We start from the raw sequence: 14,724 nt of genomic DNA, 5'->3' as shown, positions 1-14,724 counted from the left end.
GCGATCGTATCCGGGTTCAGTACCACTGGCTGTTCCGTGCTAGTCTTCTTTCCGCACCCACAAGGGCGGGTGGCGGAACGGCAGACGCGCACGGTTCAGGTCCGTGTGTCCGAAAGGACGTGAGGGTTCAAATCCCTCCTCGCCCACTCGGTGACTGGGGACTCTTGGTCGCAGGCCCTTCGGGCCCGCTCCCTCGGGTCCCCTCGTCGTGTTTCCCGGGGGATGACCCCCGGACCCCCAGCGTTTTCCGGGGGAGTTCCCCCGGGGCCCCCTGTCCGGGAGATTTTCTCCCGGGCCCTCTATCCACTTGGTGCTCGCCGTAGGCTTGCGCAGACCCACACTGGCGAAGTGTGTGCTGGATCGCAAGGGCTGGGGTCTCTCTTTTCAAGAACCTGTTGGTAACGGGCGTGCCTTCTTTGGAAGGTACGCCCGATTGGTTGCAGGGTGCTTTCTGGCTGCTTGATGGTGTGATTTAGACCATATTGTGATGCCAGCGCCGCTGAGTCTTCGCGACGCCACGCCTTCCGCCGCGGGGCCTCGCCGGAGAACTGCCGGCTGGCCGTTGTCTGCTGGTGGACGCTGAGAGTGCCGGGCGTGCCGTTTTGGGGTGGTACGCCCGGCTGGCTTGGGTGCTTGTGGGCTAGATCACAATTACGCTGCCAGGGTTCTGGTGTCCAGGAGTTCGCCCAGCAGGTCTGTCAGGGTCACCATTCCGATCACCTCTCCCGGTTGGTTCGTCACCAGGGCCAGGTGGGCTCTTGCCTCCTGCAACGCCGTTACCGCCTCTGGGACCTGGGTTGTGCAGGGCAGTGCCGGTACGGGTCTGCGGAGTTCTTCCGCGCTGCGCGTCGGCTGGAGGAGGGCGTCTCGGGCGTGTAGGGCGCCCTTCACGTTTGCCGGGGTGCCTACCAGGAGCCGGAGGTGGCCGCTCTTGGCGGCGGCCGCTCTGATTTCCGCGGCGTCCGCCGACGGCGGGACCATTACCGCCTTGCCGATGGGGACCATCAGGCGTTCTATGCCCTCGTCGTCCAGTCTCAGGGCTCTGGTGAGGAGGTCGTGTTCCTCTCGGTCCAGGAGGCCCATCCTGCCTGACTCGCCTACCAGCATGGCCAGCTGGCGGGGGGTTCTGGTGGTCGCCAGCTCGTTCCTCGGCTCGACTCCGAACAGGCGGAGGATGAGGTTCGTCACGCCGTTCAGGGCCGACAGCAGCGGGCGCATCAGCCAGGTGAAGGCGCGGAACGGCAGGGTCAGCAGCAGGGCCGAGCGCTCCGGGTGGGTCAGGGCCCAGGACTTGGGGGCCATTTCGCCCACCACCATGTGGAGGAAGGTCACCAGGGCCAGGGCGATTGTCAGCGCGATGGGCAGGCGGAAGCCCTCCGGGACGCCCAGGGCGGCGAAGAGGGGCTCCAGAGTGTGTTCTATCGCCGGCTCCGTCACCTGGCCCAGGCCTAGCGTGCACAGGGTGATGCCCAGCTGGGCGCCGGCGAGCATCAGTGAGAGTTGTTTGCCGCCGCCTATGGCGGAACCCGCCGCCAGCCTTATCAGGCGGTTGTTGTTGCGGGAGGCGATCTCCTCCAGGCGGTGACGCCTCGAGGAGACGAAGGCGAACTCCGCGGCCACGAACAACGCGTTGAAGGCCAGCAGCGCCAGGCTGAGGATGAGCAGGGTCATCGTGCCGCCTCCGCGTGCTTGACCGGTGACAGGCGGACCCACTCGGGCACCCTGCGGTTGAGGGACATGACCGTCAGCTCTGCCAGGGGTGTCTCTTCGTTCTCCGCGAACGGGTCGGTGTCGGGCTCGATCGGGACCGTCACCGTGTCGCCCTCGTTGGGCATCCTGCCCAGCTTCGCGAGGACCAGGCCCGCGAGTGTGTCGTAGTCGTCGCTCTCCGGGAGTGCCACGCCGGTGGCGCGCTCCACCTCGTCCAGCCTCAGCGTGCCCGGCACCTCCCAGACGCCGTCCGGCTGCTCGACCGCGCCGGCGGGCTCCGGGTCGTTCTCGTCGACCAGCTCGCCGACCAGCTCTTCCGCCAGGTCCTCCACCGTGATCACGCCGGCCAGGCCGCCGTACTCGTCGATGACGCAGGCGATGTCGTCCTTGGCCGCGCGCATCCTGTCCAGTACGGCCGGTATCGGCACCGAGTCAGGGATGAGCAGCGCCGGGCGGGCGATCGCGGCGATCTCGCCCTCCTCCAGGCCCGATGAGAGGAGCTCGCGTACGCCCGTCACGCCCATCACGTCGCCGTCCTCGTTGATGACGGGGTAGCGGGAGTGGCCGCACTTGCGCATGATCTCGATGAGGTCCTCGATCGGCTGGTCCGCGCGGAGCACCACGACGCGGGGGCGCGGGACCATGATTTCCTCCGCGGTCCTGTCACCGAACTCCAGGGCCCTCTCCAGGAGGTCCGAGAGCCTCGGCGGCAGCTCGCCGGCCCTTGTGGACTCCTCGATGATGCGGGAGAGCTCCTCCGGCGTGGCGCCGTGCTCGACCTCCTCGACCGGCTCGATGCCCACGCGTCTGAGCAGGCCGGTCGCCGCCGAGTCGAAGAACTTGACCACCGGGCCCACCACCGCCAGGTAGACCAGCGTCGAGCTCGCCAGGAACTTGGCCACCGGCTCCGGCCTGGCTATGCCCAGGTTCTTGGGCGCGAGCTCGCCCAGGACCATCTGGACAACGGTCGCCACGAAGACGCCGATGGCGACCGAGAGGCCGGTGACCACGGTGTCGGGCATCCCGCTGTCTCCCAGCCACGGCCGTACGAGGGTGGCGATGGCGGGCTCGGCCAGGAAACCGACCAGCAGCGCTGTGACGGTGATGCCGAGCTGGGCGCCGGAGAGCATGAAGGAGAGGCGGGAGGTGACCTGGAGCGCCTTGTCGGCGGCTTGGTCGCCCGCCGCTGCCTGCTCGCGAAGGAGGGCGCGGTCGGCGGCTACGAAGGCGAACTCCTGGGCGACGAAGTAGCCGGTCGCCGCCGTGAGGAGGAAGAGGGCCAGCAGGCCCAGATAAGCACTCACCGTAGTGAGCTCTCAGAGGAACCCGTGCCACAGCACGGGCGAAGACTCCACGGGTCCGGAGCGGACACGATCATCCCTTCGATAGAGGTCGTCCATAACCGTAACGATGCTGTTGGCATCTATGTTTCCGGAGTGACTCTTCGCTCGTTCCGCGTACTTTTACGTGGGAAAACTTTGGCGGAAAGTCTTCACTGGTGCGGGGTTCGACGTAGCGTCTATGACAAACCGAAGGGAAGAAGGCAAAGTGTCTGAGGACGACCGGACGCGGGCCATGCGGTCACCAGGCGACGGCCGCCCGCTGCCACCGAGGCCCGATGACGGCCTGCGCTCCGGGGGTGCGCCGGCCCATGAGGTCCCGTTCGGGGGGCCGGGCGCGCCCACGCACAAGCTCCCCGCGGCCTCGCAGACTCCCGAGCCGGGGCCACGTACCGTTTCCCCGGAAGAGCCGCCCAGGGGCGGCTCGCGCGTGTACGGCAGGGCGCGCTCCGGGAACAGTCCGGTCCGGCCTCTGCGTCGCTCGAAGGGCGGCGAGCCTTCCGATCCCACGAGGCCGCGCAGGCGGCTGTCCGGCAAGACCATCGTGAAGATAGTCGCCGGGCTGCTGGTGGTCCTGCTCGTGGCGGCCGTGGGCCTGTTCTTCTGGATCAACTCCCGGATCACGGGCATCGACGGCGTGCTCGACGAATACCCGGGCCGTATCGCCGACACTCCCGGCACCAACTGGCTGCTCGTCGGCTCCGACAGCCGCAAGGGCCTGTCGGCCGCCGAGCGGAAGAAGCTGGCCACGGGTAAGGCCGTCGGGCAGCGTACGGACTCGATGATGCTGCTGCACATTCCCGACACCGGTGACAAGCCGACGCTGGTCAGCCTGCCGCGCGACTCGGCGGTCACCATCCCCGGCAAGGGCCGCGACAAGCTCAACGCCGCCTACAACGGCGGGCCGCAGCTGCTGGTCCGCACCGTGGAGTCGGTCACCGGAGTGCGGATCGACCACTACATGGAGATCGGGTTCGCCGGGTTCGTGAACATCGTGGACGCCATCGGCGGGGTCGAGATCAACGTACGGGCCGCCGTGGACGACCCGAAGGCCGGGCTCAAGCTGAAGAAGGGCACGCAGGTGCTCAACGGCGCCCAGGCCCTGGGTTACGTGCGGACCCGCAAGGGTGGCGCGCTGCCCGACTTCGAGCGGACCAAGCGGCAGCGGCAGTTCCTGGGCGCGGTCGTGAAGAAGGCGGCCAGTCCCGGTGTGCTGATCAACCCGTTCACGTCGATCCCGCTGGCGATGAGCGCCACCGACGCGGTCGCGGTCGACTCCGGGACCGGGGCGTTCGACATGTTGTCGCTGGGGCTGGCGATGGGCGACAGCCCGGTGACGACGGTGGTGCCGTTCGGCGGGAACGAGACCGTCCCGAGCGGCGGCACGGCGGTCAAGTGGGACCGCACCAAGGCCCTGGCACTCTTCGACGCACTGAAGAACGACAAGCCGGTCCCCAAGAACGTCGTCGACGCCAACTGACCGGGTTCTCCCGGCCGTGCTCCCCCCTGGCCCGCAGGTCGGCTCGGAGCGGGGCTCAGGAGGGGAAGACGCCTGTCGCGGCTGTGGTGGCCGCGATGACGGCGGCCGAGGCGGCGGTCGCGGCCGCCTGGAGGGAGATGACCGTCCTGGCGACCGCGTCACCGGCCCAGGCGCCCGTCACGATCTCGTTGATGCGCTGCTCGCTCGCCTCCGGAAAGACCCGGCGGTCGAGCTTGGCCGCGTGCGCGATCGCGATCAGGGCGGCCGTACGGGCGTCCGGGTCCGCGCCCGCCAGGACGCTGTGCACCCGATCCCTGACCTCCCCCTTCACGCTCGGGTCGGTCTCGGGCCAGCGTGTCGTGGTGAAGATGATCGCCTTTTCCCGCTGCTCCGACAGCACGCCCGACTCCGCGAGCCTGGAGAGCAGGCGCCCGCGCAGCTCGGCGGAGCGTAGCTGCTGGATCCACCAGACCGGCTTTCCGTCAGTGCTCTCCGAGGCGATGCGGGCCAGCGCGGCGTCCAGTTCGGCGTCGCCGAGCGGGGACGCGTCCTTGAGCGTCACCTTCTCGTCCGACAGCTCCACCCGTCCGCGGATGGCCAGTTCGGCGAGGATGGCGCCGGCGAGCGCGGGGTCCAGTTGGGTCCAGGTGATCAGGGGCATGCCGTCTTCGCTGTAGGCGAGCAGGAGGACTTCCTCAGCGATCGTCACAGTCATGCCTCGACACTAACCTCCGAACCATGACCATCTCGGATAAGCTGCACGCCATTGGCCGCCCGCTGCTTCAGTCGCAGCTCGAGCACCCCACCGTGGCCGGCATCGGGCGTGGCGACCTGCCGGAGCCGGTGTTCAGGTCGTGGCTGGAGCAGGACTACCTGTTCCTGCTCGACTACGTACGGGTCTTCGCGCGGCTGGCCTGGCAGGCTCCCGCCGGGCATCTGGGTGATCTGGTGGACCTGGCGCACACCACGTACCACGACGAGCTGAGCCTGCACAGGTCGATGTCGGCGGAGTTCGGGGCCGATCTGGAGGGGGCGGTGAAGGGGCCGGCGTGTGCGGCGTACACGGCGTTCCTGCTGGAGTCGGCGGCCTCATATGGGGAGGGACTGGCCGCGCTTTATCCGTGCATGTGGGGATATTCGAGTCTTGGGCGGATATTGGCGGAGAATCCGCCTGCTGAGCCGAGATATCGGGCCTGGGTAGACACGTACGCGGATCCGGGGTTCGAGGCGCTGACCGTGCGGATCGCGCAGATGATCGACGAGGCGGCGCCGGATCCGGCGCGGGCGGAGGCGCTGTTCGCCGAGGGGATGGCGCACGAGCTGGCCTTCTGGGACGTGCCGTAGCCGTGTTCACCTGACACGGTTTCCACAGGCTGTGGACAGTTCGGTGTGCGCCGTACCCTGGTGGCATGCCGGAACTTCCCGAAGTGGAGTCTCTCACCCACTTCCTGCGCGAGCGGGCGGTGGGCCGTACGGTCCTGGGGGTCGACGTGGTGGCCATCCAGGCGCTCAAGACGTTCGATCCGCCCGTGACCGCGCTCGGAGGGCTGACCGTCACCAGCGTGTCTAGGCACGGCAAGTTCCTCGACCTCGACTGCGACGGCCTCCACCTGGTCATCCACCTGGCCAGGGCGGGGTGGCTGCGCTGGCGCGACGACCTCTCGGGCGCGAAGCCCGTGCGTCCGGGCAAGGGCCCGCTCGCGGTACGGGTCCGGCTGGCGCCCGACGAGGAGGGGCTGGCGCCCGGGTTCGAGCTGACGGAGGCGGGGACGCAGAAGCGCCTCGCCGTCTATGTCACGAAAAATCCCGAAGACATCCCCGGCGTCGCCGCCCTCGGCCCTGACCCCCTCGACGAGTCCTTCACCGTGGACGCGCTCAAGCGCATCGTGAGCGGCAACCGCACCCAGATCAAGGGGCTGCTGCGCGACCAGAAGATCATCGCGGGCATCGGGAACGCGTACTCGGACGAGGTGCTGCACGCGGCCAGGATGTCCCCGTTCAAGATCGCCTCATCGCTGACGGACGCGCAGATCGCCGACCTGCACGAGGCCATCGTGACCACGTTGGGGGAGGCGGTGGAGCGGGCGCACGGGCTGGCGGCCAAGGACCTCAAGGCGGAGAAGAAGTCCGGGCTGCGCGTCCACAACCGGACAGGACAGCCGTGCGACGTGTGCGGCGACACGATCCGCGAGGTGTCCTTCGCCGACTCGTCCCTGCAGTACTGCCCCACCTGCCAGACCGGCGGCAAGCCGCTCGCCGACCGGCGCCTCTCTCGGTTGCTCAAATGATTCTTTACGGCTGAGCCCGCTTGACCGCACGCGCCGCCGCTGGCACCTGAATGATCTTTTACGGCTGAGCCGGCTTGACCGCACGCGCCGACCCTGGTCTCCGTCTGTCATGGCCGGTCGTGAAGGCCAACGGGCCGGGCGCCGTGACGAGCGTCCCCTTGGCCTTGCTCCATGGCCCGCCCTCGGCGCCGCACACGTTGCGCCGAGCCCCACCGCACACCACCCCGCCGACCCGGCGCCCCAACCGCCGGCACCGCCCATCGTCCCGCCGACCGGTGCCCGAGCGGCCTGCGCCGCGGACCGTCCCGCCGACGCGGCACGCCCCCACGGGCGTTGCCTCCTCGGGCGGTGCCCACGAGCGGCGTGTCCCCGACCAGCGGTTGCGCTCCACGAGTCGGCGCACCCCCACGAGCCGGTGCGTCCCATGGTCGGCCTGGGTGGGTCAGGCGTCGATCGGTACCCGGTCCGCCTTCCGTGTCCCCATGTGCCTGCGGAGCCCGTAGGCCGCCACCACCGCGGCCAGCAGGGTGGCCGTCACCGGGACAGCCAGGGCCGTGCGTAGCGCCGTGAGGCCCGACTCCGCGGTGGTCCCGTCGCCCAGGGCCGCCACGTTGACCGCCGTCACCATCGACAGGCCCAGGGCGGCGCCGAACTGGAACGACGTGTTGATGAGGCCGCTCGCCAGCCCCTGCTCCTCCGGTGCGATCCCGTCCGTGGCCACGATCGTGAGGGGGCCGTAGACGAAGGCGAACATCAGGCCGATCAGCAGCATCGAGGGCAGCATGGCCGCATACGTCCAGTCGAGTCCCACCCCGAGGAAGAGCGCGTACGCCAGCAGCCCCGACAGCAGGCCGCCCAGGACGACCTTGGCGTTGCCGTACCGGTTGACCAGCCACGGCGTGAGCGTCGGGGCGAGGACCACGTCGGCGGCGGCCGCCAGCAGCGCCAGGCCCGTCTGGATGGTGGACCAGCCGCGCAGCTCCTGCAGATACAGCGTGACCAGGAACTGGAAGCCGAAGAACGACGCCGTGAGCAGGGCGGCCGTGACGTTCGCCCGCACCAGGGCGCCCGACCTGAGCAGGCCGAGGCGGACCAGGGGGTGGGTGGAGCGGCGTTCGACGGCGACGAAGGCCCCGAGGAGCGCCAGGCCCCCGAGGAAGGCGGCCGCCGTCAGCGGCCAGTTGTCGGACGGGTGCTCGAGGCGTACCACCCCGTAGACCAGGAGCATCATCGCTCCCGTGACGCTCAGAGCGCCGGCCGCGTCGAAACCGCCGCCGCGAGGCCCGGAAGGAAGGGAGTCGGAAGGAGAGCCCTTGAGCAGGGGGATCGCGGCGAGGAGGATCACCAGCGACAGCAGGACGGGTGCGAAGAAGACCCAGCGCCAGCCGAACGCGGTCAGCAGGCCGCCGATCACCAGCCCGAGCGCGAAGCCGCCCGCGGCCGTGCCGGCGTAGATGAGCAGGGCCCGGTTCCGCTGCGGGCCCTCGGGGAAGGTCGTGGTGAGCAGGGAGAGCCCGGCGGGGGTCATGAACGCGGCGGCCACTCCCGTGACGAACCTGGCCACCAGCAGCACCCACCCCTCATGAGCGAATCCGCCGAGCCCGGAGAAGGCCAGGAACACCCCCAGCCAGATCAGGAACATCCGCCGCCGGCCCAGCAGGTCCGCCGCCCGGCCGCCGAGCAGCATGAAGCCGCCGTAGCCGAGCACGTACGCGCTCACGACCCCGCTCAGCACGCCGGTGGACAGTCCCAGGTCGGCCCTGATGGACGGGAGGGCGACGTTGAGCATGGCCACGTCGATGCCCTCGAGAAAGATGGCTCCGCACAGAACGATCAGCACGCCCCAAGAGCGAGCAGGCATGACAAACTCCCGGTTACTTCTAGGAAGGTCGGTTATCTCTTGTAACCGGACACATCATCGGCGACCATGAAATGTCATGGAAGAAGGCACTTTGGAATCACTCGGTTACTGCGACAGCACCGTGGAAGACGACTACGACGTACGCCAGTGGGACACGCGTGAGGACTGCGAGGTCCGGCAGATACTCGACCGCGTCGCGGACAAGTGGTCGCTGCTCGTGATCGCCCTGCTCGACTGCCAGACCCTGCGCTTCACCCAGCTGCGCCGCGAGATCGACGGCGTCAGCCAGCGCATGCTCAGCGTGACCCTGCGCCAGCTCGAGCGCGACGGTCTGGTCAGCCGCACGGTCCATCCCGTCGTGCCGCCCAGGGTGGACTACGCGCTGACACCGCTCGGCCGTACCCTTCACCAGACCATCAAGGCGCTGGTCACGTGGACGGAGGAGCACCAGCAGGAGATCGCCACGGCCCGTGCCGCCTACGACGCGCGGCGCGAGATGATGGAGTCATGACCGTTCCTGAGATAGAAGCCAGTGCCATTCCCGACGACGCCTACCTGCTCGACGTCCGAGAGCAGGAAGAGTGGGTCGCCGGGCACGCGCCGGAGGCAGTCCACATCCCCATGACCCAGATCCAAGGGCGGGTCGACGAGGTGCCCGGTGACCGGACGGTCTACGTCGTCTGCCGGGTCGGCGGCCGGTCCCTGCAGGTCGCGGCCTGGCTCAACCAGCTCGGGCGCGACGCGGTCAACGTCGGTGGCGGCATGCAGTCGTGGGAGTACGCGCGGCGCCCGATGGTCAGTGAGACTGGTCAAACGCCCTTCGTGGCATAAAAAGGTCCAAAAGAGCGCGTAAAGCCTCCCTGTGGCGTTTCTGCCGCCACTAGGGCATGATGAGGGCGCTAACTTCAGATCGTCGCGGGAGCTCGGGGTTCCGGGCTGAGAGGGCAGCAAGAGATCCGCTGCCGACCGCCTGAACCTGTCCGGGTAATGCCGGCGTAGGGAGTGTGCGATGACGCATGTCGCCGACGAAGTTCCCCTGACTCTCGAGGGCAGGCCGCCCAAGACCCTTGGCGTGCTCGATCAGGGTGCGCTCTGGGCGAACCTCGGGGTCAGCCTCCTGGGCTTCTCCGGGGCGCTGCTCCTGCTCGACCCGCTCGGCAACGCACCGCTCAGCCTGGCCGCCGCGCTGGTGGCCGTCGTGGTGGGCAGCCTGATCGGCACGGCCATGGTCGGCCTGTCCGCCGTCCCGGGCACGCGGACCGGGCAGCCCGCGATGGTGCTGCTGCGTGGGCTGTTCGGGGCGAGGATCTCGTACGTGCCCACGGTCCTGAACATCGTGCAGATGATTGGCTGGGGCGCGTTCGAGCTGTGGGTCATCGCCAAGGCGGCCGGCGCGATCTTCGGGGCGGTGCCGTACCAGGTGTGGGTGATCGTGGCGGGAGCGCTGACCACCGCCCTCACGATCTGGCCGCTCGGGTCGGTACGGATCCTGCGGCGGTACGTCACCATCGGCGTGATCGTGTCGCTGGTGTGGTTCGCCTGGTTCTTCCTGACCCGGGCCCCCGCGCACACCGGCGGGTCCTGGACGGCGTTCGCCCCGGCCGTGGACTACGTGATCGCGCTGTCGGTGTCGTGGGTGCCGATGGCGGCGGACTTCGCCCGGCACTCCAGGTCGGGCAGGGCCGCGTTCACCGGTGTGGTCGGCGGCTACACGCTGGCGCAGGTGGCCTGCCTGGGGCTCGGCGTGTACGCGGTGGCCATGGCGGGGGCGGACGTGGTGCAGGCCGATGGGACGTCGGTGTTCGGCCCGTTCGTCGCCGTGCCGTTGGGCGCGCTGTTCTTCGCCATCCTCGTGCTGCGCGAGACCGACCAGTCGTTCGCCAACGTCTACTCCACCACGGTCTCGCTGCAGAACCTGATGCCGCGCGTGGACCGGCGCATTCTCTCCGCCGCCATCGGCGTGCTGACCGTCGCGATCGCCCTGTTCGTGGACGTCAACTCGTACGGGGCGTTCCTGGGGGTGATCGGGGCGGTGTTCGTGCCGATGTTCGCGGTGCTGGCCGTGGACTACTTCGTGCTGGGCGGCTCGCGCGACTGGAACACCGCGGAGAACGCGCCCTCGCGCTGGTCGAGGCTGGTGCCGTGGGCGCTCGGCTTCGTGGCGTACTGGCTGACGACCTCCACGCCCACGGTCCCGCAGTGGGACGCCATCTGGCAGTCGGTCCGCGAGGTCATCGGCTTCACCCGGCAGCCGTGGATGAACGGCGCGCTCGGCGCGGCCATCGTGGCCGCGCTGGTGACGCTGCTCATCGGCTCGCTGGGGCGCGCTTCTCGACGTTGAGCAGGTGCTGCTTGGCCGCGGGTCCGCCCGCGTAGTCGCCGAGCCCGCCGTCCTCGCGCACCACCCGGTGGCACGGCACGATCACGCAGACGGGGTTGGAGGCCAGCGCGTTGCTGATCGCCCGCAGCGCGCGCGGCCTGCCGATGCTCGCGCCGATCGCCTCCAGCGTCGTCGTCGTGCCGTACGGGACCGCCATCGTCTTCTGCAGCACCGTTCGGGCGAACGACGTGGCCAGCGTCAGGTTCACCGGCGTGGCGAACGCGCGCAGGCGGCCCGAGAAGTACGCGTCCAGCTCCCTTCGCACCGGGTCGAGCCGGCGCGCGTCCGGCCCGATGAACGTGCCCACATGCCTCGTGATCAGCTCGAACACATTGTTCTCAGGCTCGAAGCTGCACGCCACGATGCCCTTGCCCGTCACCGCGAGGACCAGCCTGCCGACGGCGCCGTCATAGGTGCCGAAGGCGATGTCAGGTGGTGTCTCACCTCGATAGGTGTTGGAGGTCACGCGCAACAAGGCATCGAGATCACCACTCGACATGGCACCCACCCTCCCACCCACCGAGAATCGCCGTGACCGCAGCGTATCGGACGGATCGCCCGACGCACTCACCCTGCCACGGGCACTATGGAGGAGTGGGGGACGAATGGGCCGGGAGTGACGACGAGATAGCTCGTGCTGCGCTCGCCTGTTCGCCCAACGCCGTCATGGTCGTCGACCGGGATCAGAGCGTGCTGGTCTGGAACGAGGCGGCCGAGCGGCTGTTCGGGTGGACGGCGGAGGAGATGCTCGGGCGCCGGGCGCCGATCGTGCCGGGCGAGCTCACCGCCGAGCACAACGCCGTGCTCGAACGCGTACGCACCGGAGGCCAGGTCTCGGTCCGTACCAAGCGCTTACGCAACGACGGGACCGTCCTCGACGTGCGGGTCGACATCAGCGCGCTGCGCCTGGGCAGCGCCGTGGCCGGATACGTCTGCGTGCACCATCTCGCGCGGGCCGACGAGCTGGCCAGGAACCGCATGGCCCGCAGGGCGCAGCTGGTGCGCAGGCTGACCGACGTGGTCGGCGACATCAACTCCGAGCTGGAGCTCTCCGCCGTGCTCGACCGGATCTCGGCCAGCCTCACCGAGCTCACGGGGGCGGACGCGGGCGGGTTCGTGCTGATCGAGGGCGATCGGCTACGCCTGGTCAGCACGTACCAGCTGCCGGACGCCATCAGAGGCACTACCACGGACCTGCGCACCAGCCTCGTGGACAAGCTCTTACGCACCGGCAAGACCGTCCTGCTGCAGTCGGACGGGCTGGACGACCTGGTGTGGGCGCGGCTGAACGGCCTGCACACGATCGCGCTCGGCCTGGCCGCCGTCGGCGGGCGTCCGTACGGGGCCCTGTACGCGTTGTTCGCCGAGAGCACGCCAGGACACCTCGAACTGGAGCTGCTGGAACTGCTGGCCGGGCACGCGGGCATCGCCGTCGGCAACGCGGTCGCCTACCAGGAGGCGATCCGGCAGCGGGCGCACGAGCAGGCCGTCTTCGACGCCAGCGCCGACGGCATCGCCGTGCTCGACGAGGCCGGCCGCGTGGTGCGGTGGAACCCGGCCGCCGCCGAGCTCACCGCGTTCTCCGCCGAGGCCGTCATCGGCGGGCCGCCGCCGTTCCCGCTGCCCAAGCCGGGCGAGAAGGTCACGTTCCAGATGGAGACCGGGCGTTGGCTCGACGTCGTGAGCGCACGGGTCGAGGAGACCGGCGAGGTGGTCATCGACTTCCGTGACGTGACCACGGCCAAGGAGCTCGAGGAGGCCAAGGACCTGTTCCTCGCCACGACCAGCCACGAGTTGCGTACACCGATCACGATCGTGCGCGGGTTCGCCAGCACGCTCGACAGGCGCTGGGACAAGATGAGCGACCCGGAGCGCCGCTCGGCCGTCCACACGATCGCCGAGCGGGCCAGGTCGCTGGGTGACCTCATGGACCACCTGCTGCTCGGCGCCAGAGCGGGGGCGGAGGAGCTGAAGGTACGGATCGAGGCGTTCGACCTGGCCGAGCGGATCGACGCGGCCACCCTGGGGCTGCCCGCGCTGTCGGACAAGCACCGGGTCGAGGTGGTCATCGGCGACGGGCTGCCGTCCGTGCTGGGTGACGCGCTGGCCACGGACATCGTTCTGGGGCAGCTGCTGGAGAACGCGTTCAAGTACTCGCCCAAGGGCGGATTGATCAGCGTGGCGGCCTGGCCTGAGGACGACAACGTCGTCGTGGTCGTGGACGACGAAGGGGTGGGGATCGCGCCGCCTGACCGGGAGCGTATCTTTGAGAGGTTTGTCCAGGTGGACAGCGGCGACCGGAGAAGGTTTGGTGGAGTAGGGCTCGGTCTTTACATCGTCCGCAGTCTCGCGAGGGCCCAGGGGGGAGACGTGAGCGCCCACCCGCGACCTGGAGGAGGGACGAGAATGCGGCTCCTGCTACGAGCTGTTTCCCCTATCGGATCCGACACACCGATGCGGTAACGAGGTGGTCACAGTTGCGCTGATCTATCGTCCAATGTGCACAAGCTGTGATCGAGATGCGGTTTCTGGGATCGAGTAACGGGGCATTTCGGTCGTACCGGGGAGTGTTCCCGTGGGGGGCACAGGGAACGGGGAGGTGGGTGTGTCAAGCGTGGTGCTGCTGCCGTACGCGCCGTCCAGCGTCGCCGTTGCCCGCCAGCGCCTGAGCACTGAGCTGCAGGACAGCGGGGTTTTTTCGACGGCGATCGACGACGCCGTGCTGGTGGTGAGCGAGCTGCTGAGCAACGCGCTTAGGCACGCGCACCCCCTGCCGTCGGGCATGGTGAGGGTGGCCTGGCTGCGGAGTGACGATCACATCGAGGTGGCGGTGAGCGACGGGGGCGCGGCGACCGAGCCGCGGGCCGGCCGCCCGACCCTCTCCTCGCTCGGGGGTCGGGGGCTCGGCATCGTGGAGTACGTGGCTGAGAGCTGGGGGGTCCGGCACGACGGCGACACGACAACGGTGTGGGCCATCCTGCCCGCCCCTCATGCGTCGATGAACGGGCAGGTCAAGACCCTCAAAGAGGCCGGGTAGCGAGCACTGCCCGTTCGCCCGCGGCCCACGCCGTGGAGACGAGCAGGTAGAGCGCGGCCGCGAGCGGAAGCACCAGCGCGGCGAGCACGGAGCCGTACGGCATCAACGGGAGGACCTTCCTCAGCAGCTCCGGTTGGTCCTCCGCCACCTCGATACTCCTGGCGGAGAGCCACGCCACCGCCGCGACCAGCGCGATGACCAGAACAAAGACCAAAACCGGCGTGCTGACCAGACCGTAATTAGCCACCATGCCCGCTACCTGCTGGCCCAGTGGAGCCCCGAACAGGTCATGGCCGACCAGCGCGCTCGGATGCGTGGCCACCCGGTACATCAGCCACATGAACGGCAGCTGCGCCAGCATGGGCAGGTATCCGGCGAAGGGCGAGGTGCCTTCCTTGGCGAAGAGCGCGGACGTCTCCCTGGACAGGCGCTCAGGGTTGCGCGCGTGGCGTTTTTGCAGCTCGCGCAGCTTGGGGGCGAGCCGTGCGCGGATCTTCATCGCACGGTCCCTGCGTACGTTCAGCGGCAGCAGCATGAGCCGTACGGCCAGCGTGAACAGCACGATCCCGAGCGCTGCGCTGCCCCCGGACATGTTGACGACCAACGTGACAAGAGAATCGATCATGAG

General features: G+C 69.0%; 14 protein-coding genes, 1 tRNA gene and 1 riboswitch. Of the genes, 9 read left to right on the top strand and 6 right to left on the bottom strand.

Annotation, left to right across the window (positions count from 1 at the left end):
- Positions 1-63: 63 nt before the first annotated feature.
- Positions 64-146 (top strand) — tRNA-Leu (locus ACQPWU_RS00395).
- A 505-nt stretch (positions 147-651) separates the two neighbouring features.
- Here the strand turns inward: ACQPWU_RS00395 and ACQPWU_RS00390 are convergent.
- Together ACQPWU_RS00390 and ACQPWU_RS00385 are read right to left on the bottom strand one after the other, a co-directional pair.
- A complete protein-coding gene (locus ACQPWU_RS00390; RefSeq protein ID WP_433436068.1) occupies positions 652-1,671 on the bottom strand; it encodes a hemolysin family protein in 1,020 nt (339 codons plus the stop codon).
- On the bottom strand, positions 1,668-3,014 hold the full coding sequence (locus ACQPWU_RS00385; RefSeq protein ID WP_433436067.1) for a hemolysin family protein: 1,347 nt from the start codon (positions 3,012-3,014) through the stop codon (positions 1,668-1,670). Before ACQPWU_RS00385 ends, ACQPWU_RS00390 begins: the two co-directional genes overlap by 4 nt.
- Before the next feature lie 244 nt (positions 3,015-3,258).
- On the opposite strand from ACQPWU_RS00385, the gene ACQPWU_RS00380 reads away from it, so the two are divergent.
- The gene (locus ACQPWU_RS00380) at positions 3,259-4,530 is read left to right on the top strand and encodes an LCP family protein (RefSeq protein ID WP_433436066.1); all 1,272 of its coding nucleotides are present in this window, start codon (positions 3,259-3,261) and stop codon (positions 4,528-4,530) included.
- Positions 4,531-4,585: 55 nt separating this feature from the next.
- On the opposite strand, the gene ACQPWU_RS00375 is transcribed toward ACQPWU_RS00380, so the two are convergent.
- Positions 4,586-5,245 carry a GOLPH3/VPS74 family protein gene (locus ACQPWU_RS00375; protein WP_433436065.1) on the bottom strand — a complete coding sequence of 220 codons (660 nt, stop codon included), beginning with the start codon at positions 5,243-5,245 and terminating at the stop codon, positions 4,586-4,588.
- Positions 5,246-5,268: 23 nt separating this feature from the next.
- Here ACQPWU_RS00375 and ACQPWU_RS00370 point away from each other — a divergent pair, with 23 nt between their 5' ends.
- Together ACQPWU_RS00370 and ACQPWU_RS00365 are read left to right on the top strand one after the other, a co-directional pair.
- Entirely contained in the window at positions 5,269-5,874 is a 606-nt protein-coding gene (locus ACQPWU_RS00370; RefSeq protein ID WP_433436064.1) for a TenA family protein, read from the top strand.
- Between the two features lie 65 nt (positions 5,875-5,939).
- A complete protein-coding gene (locus tag ACQPWU_RS00365; RefSeq protein ID WP_433436063.1) occupies positions 5,940-6,818 on the top strand; it encodes an Fpg/Nei family DNA glycosylase in 879 nt (292 codons plus the stop codon).
- Positions 6,819-7,260: 442 nt separating this feature from the next.
- Here the strand turns inward: ACQPWU_RS00365 and ACQPWU_RS00360 are convergent, their stop codons facing one another.
- Positions 7,261-8,679 carry an MFS transporter gene (locus ACQPWU_RS00360; RefSeq protein WP_433436062.1) on the bottom strand — a complete coding sequence of 473 codons (1,419 nt, stop codon included), beginning with the start codon at positions 8,677-8,679 and terminating at the stop codon, positions 7,261-7,263.
- Between the two features lie 76 nt (positions 8,680-8,755).
- Here ACQPWU_RS00360 and ACQPWU_RS00355 point away from each other — a divergent pair, with 76 nt between their 5' ends.
- The 3 genes from ACQPWU_RS00355 to ACQPWU_RS00345 all read left to right on the top strand — a co-directional run bounded on the left by ACQPWU_RS00355 (position 8,756) and on the right by ACQPWU_RS00345 (position 11,020).
- The gene (locus ACQPWU_RS00355) at positions 8,756-9,190 is read left to right on the top strand and encodes a winged helix-turn-helix transcriptional regulator (protein WP_433436061.1); all 435 of its coding nucleotides are present in this window, start codon (positions 8,756-8,758) and stop codon (positions 9,188-9,190) included.
- Positions 9,187-9,510, top strand: a complete 324-nt coding sequence (locus tag ACQPWU_RS00350) for a rhodanese-like domain-containing protein (protein ID WP_433436060.1) — start codon at positions 9,187-9,189, stop codon at positions 9,508-9,510. The genes ACQPWU_RS00355 and ACQPWU_RS00350 overlap by 4 nt, the downstream gene beginning before the upstream one ends.
- Positions 9,511-9,584: 74 nt before the next feature.
- Positions 9,585-9,698, top strand: a riboswitch (TPP riboswitch).
- On the top strand, positions 9,689-11,020 hold the full coding sequence (locus tag ACQPWU_RS00345; protein ID WP_433436059.1) for a purine-cytosine permease family protein: 1,332 nt from the start codon (positions 9,689-9,691) through the stop codon (positions 11,018-11,020). Its footprint overlaps the riboswitch before it by 10 nt.
- Here the strand turns inward: ACQPWU_RS00345 and ACQPWU_RS00340 are convergent.
- Positions 10,986-11,558: a methylated-DNA--[protein]-cysteine S-methyltransferase gene (locus tag ACQPWU_RS00340; protein ID WP_433436058.1), complete on the bottom strand. Its 573-nt coding sequence runs from the start codon at positions 11,556-11,558 to the stop codon at positions 10,986-10,988. The genes ACQPWU_RS00345 and ACQPWU_RS00340 overlap by 35 nt on opposite strands.
- 95 nt (positions 11,559-11,653) lie before the next feature.
- On the opposite strand from ACQPWU_RS00340, the gene ACQPWU_RS00335 reads away from it, so the two are divergent.
- Complete coding sequence (locus tag ACQPWU_RS00335) at positions 11,654-13,522, top strand: PAS domain S-box protein (RefSeq protein WP_433436057.1); 1,869 nt, start codon at positions 11,654-11,656, stop codon at positions 13,520-13,522.
- Positions 13,523-13,664: 142 nt separating this feature from the next.
- Positions 13,665-14,096, top strand: a complete 432-nt coding sequence (locus ACQPWU_RS00330) for an ATP-binding protein (protein WP_433436056.1) — start codon at positions 13,665-13,667, stop codon at positions 14,094-14,096.
- On the opposite strand, the gene ACQPWU_RS00325 is transcribed toward ACQPWU_RS00330, so the two are convergent.
- The gene (locus ACQPWU_RS00325; protein ID WP_433436055.1) at positions 14,080-14,721 is read right to left on the bottom strand and encodes a YidC/Oxa1 family membrane protein insertase; all 642 of its coding nucleotides are present in this window, start codon (positions 14,719-14,721) and stop codon (positions 14,080-14,082) included. The two genes, ACQPWU_RS00330 and ACQPWU_RS00325, sit on opposite strands and share 17 nt — an antisense overlap.
- Between the last annotated feature and the right edge of the window lie 3 nt (positions 14,722-14,724).

The organism is Nonomuraea sp. CA-141351, from assembly GCF_050944675.1.
GTDB lineage: Bacteria > Actinomycetota > Actinomycetes > Streptosporangiales > Streptosporangiaceae > Nonomuraea.
This window is presented reverse-complemented; position numbering and strand designations above follow the sequence as displayed.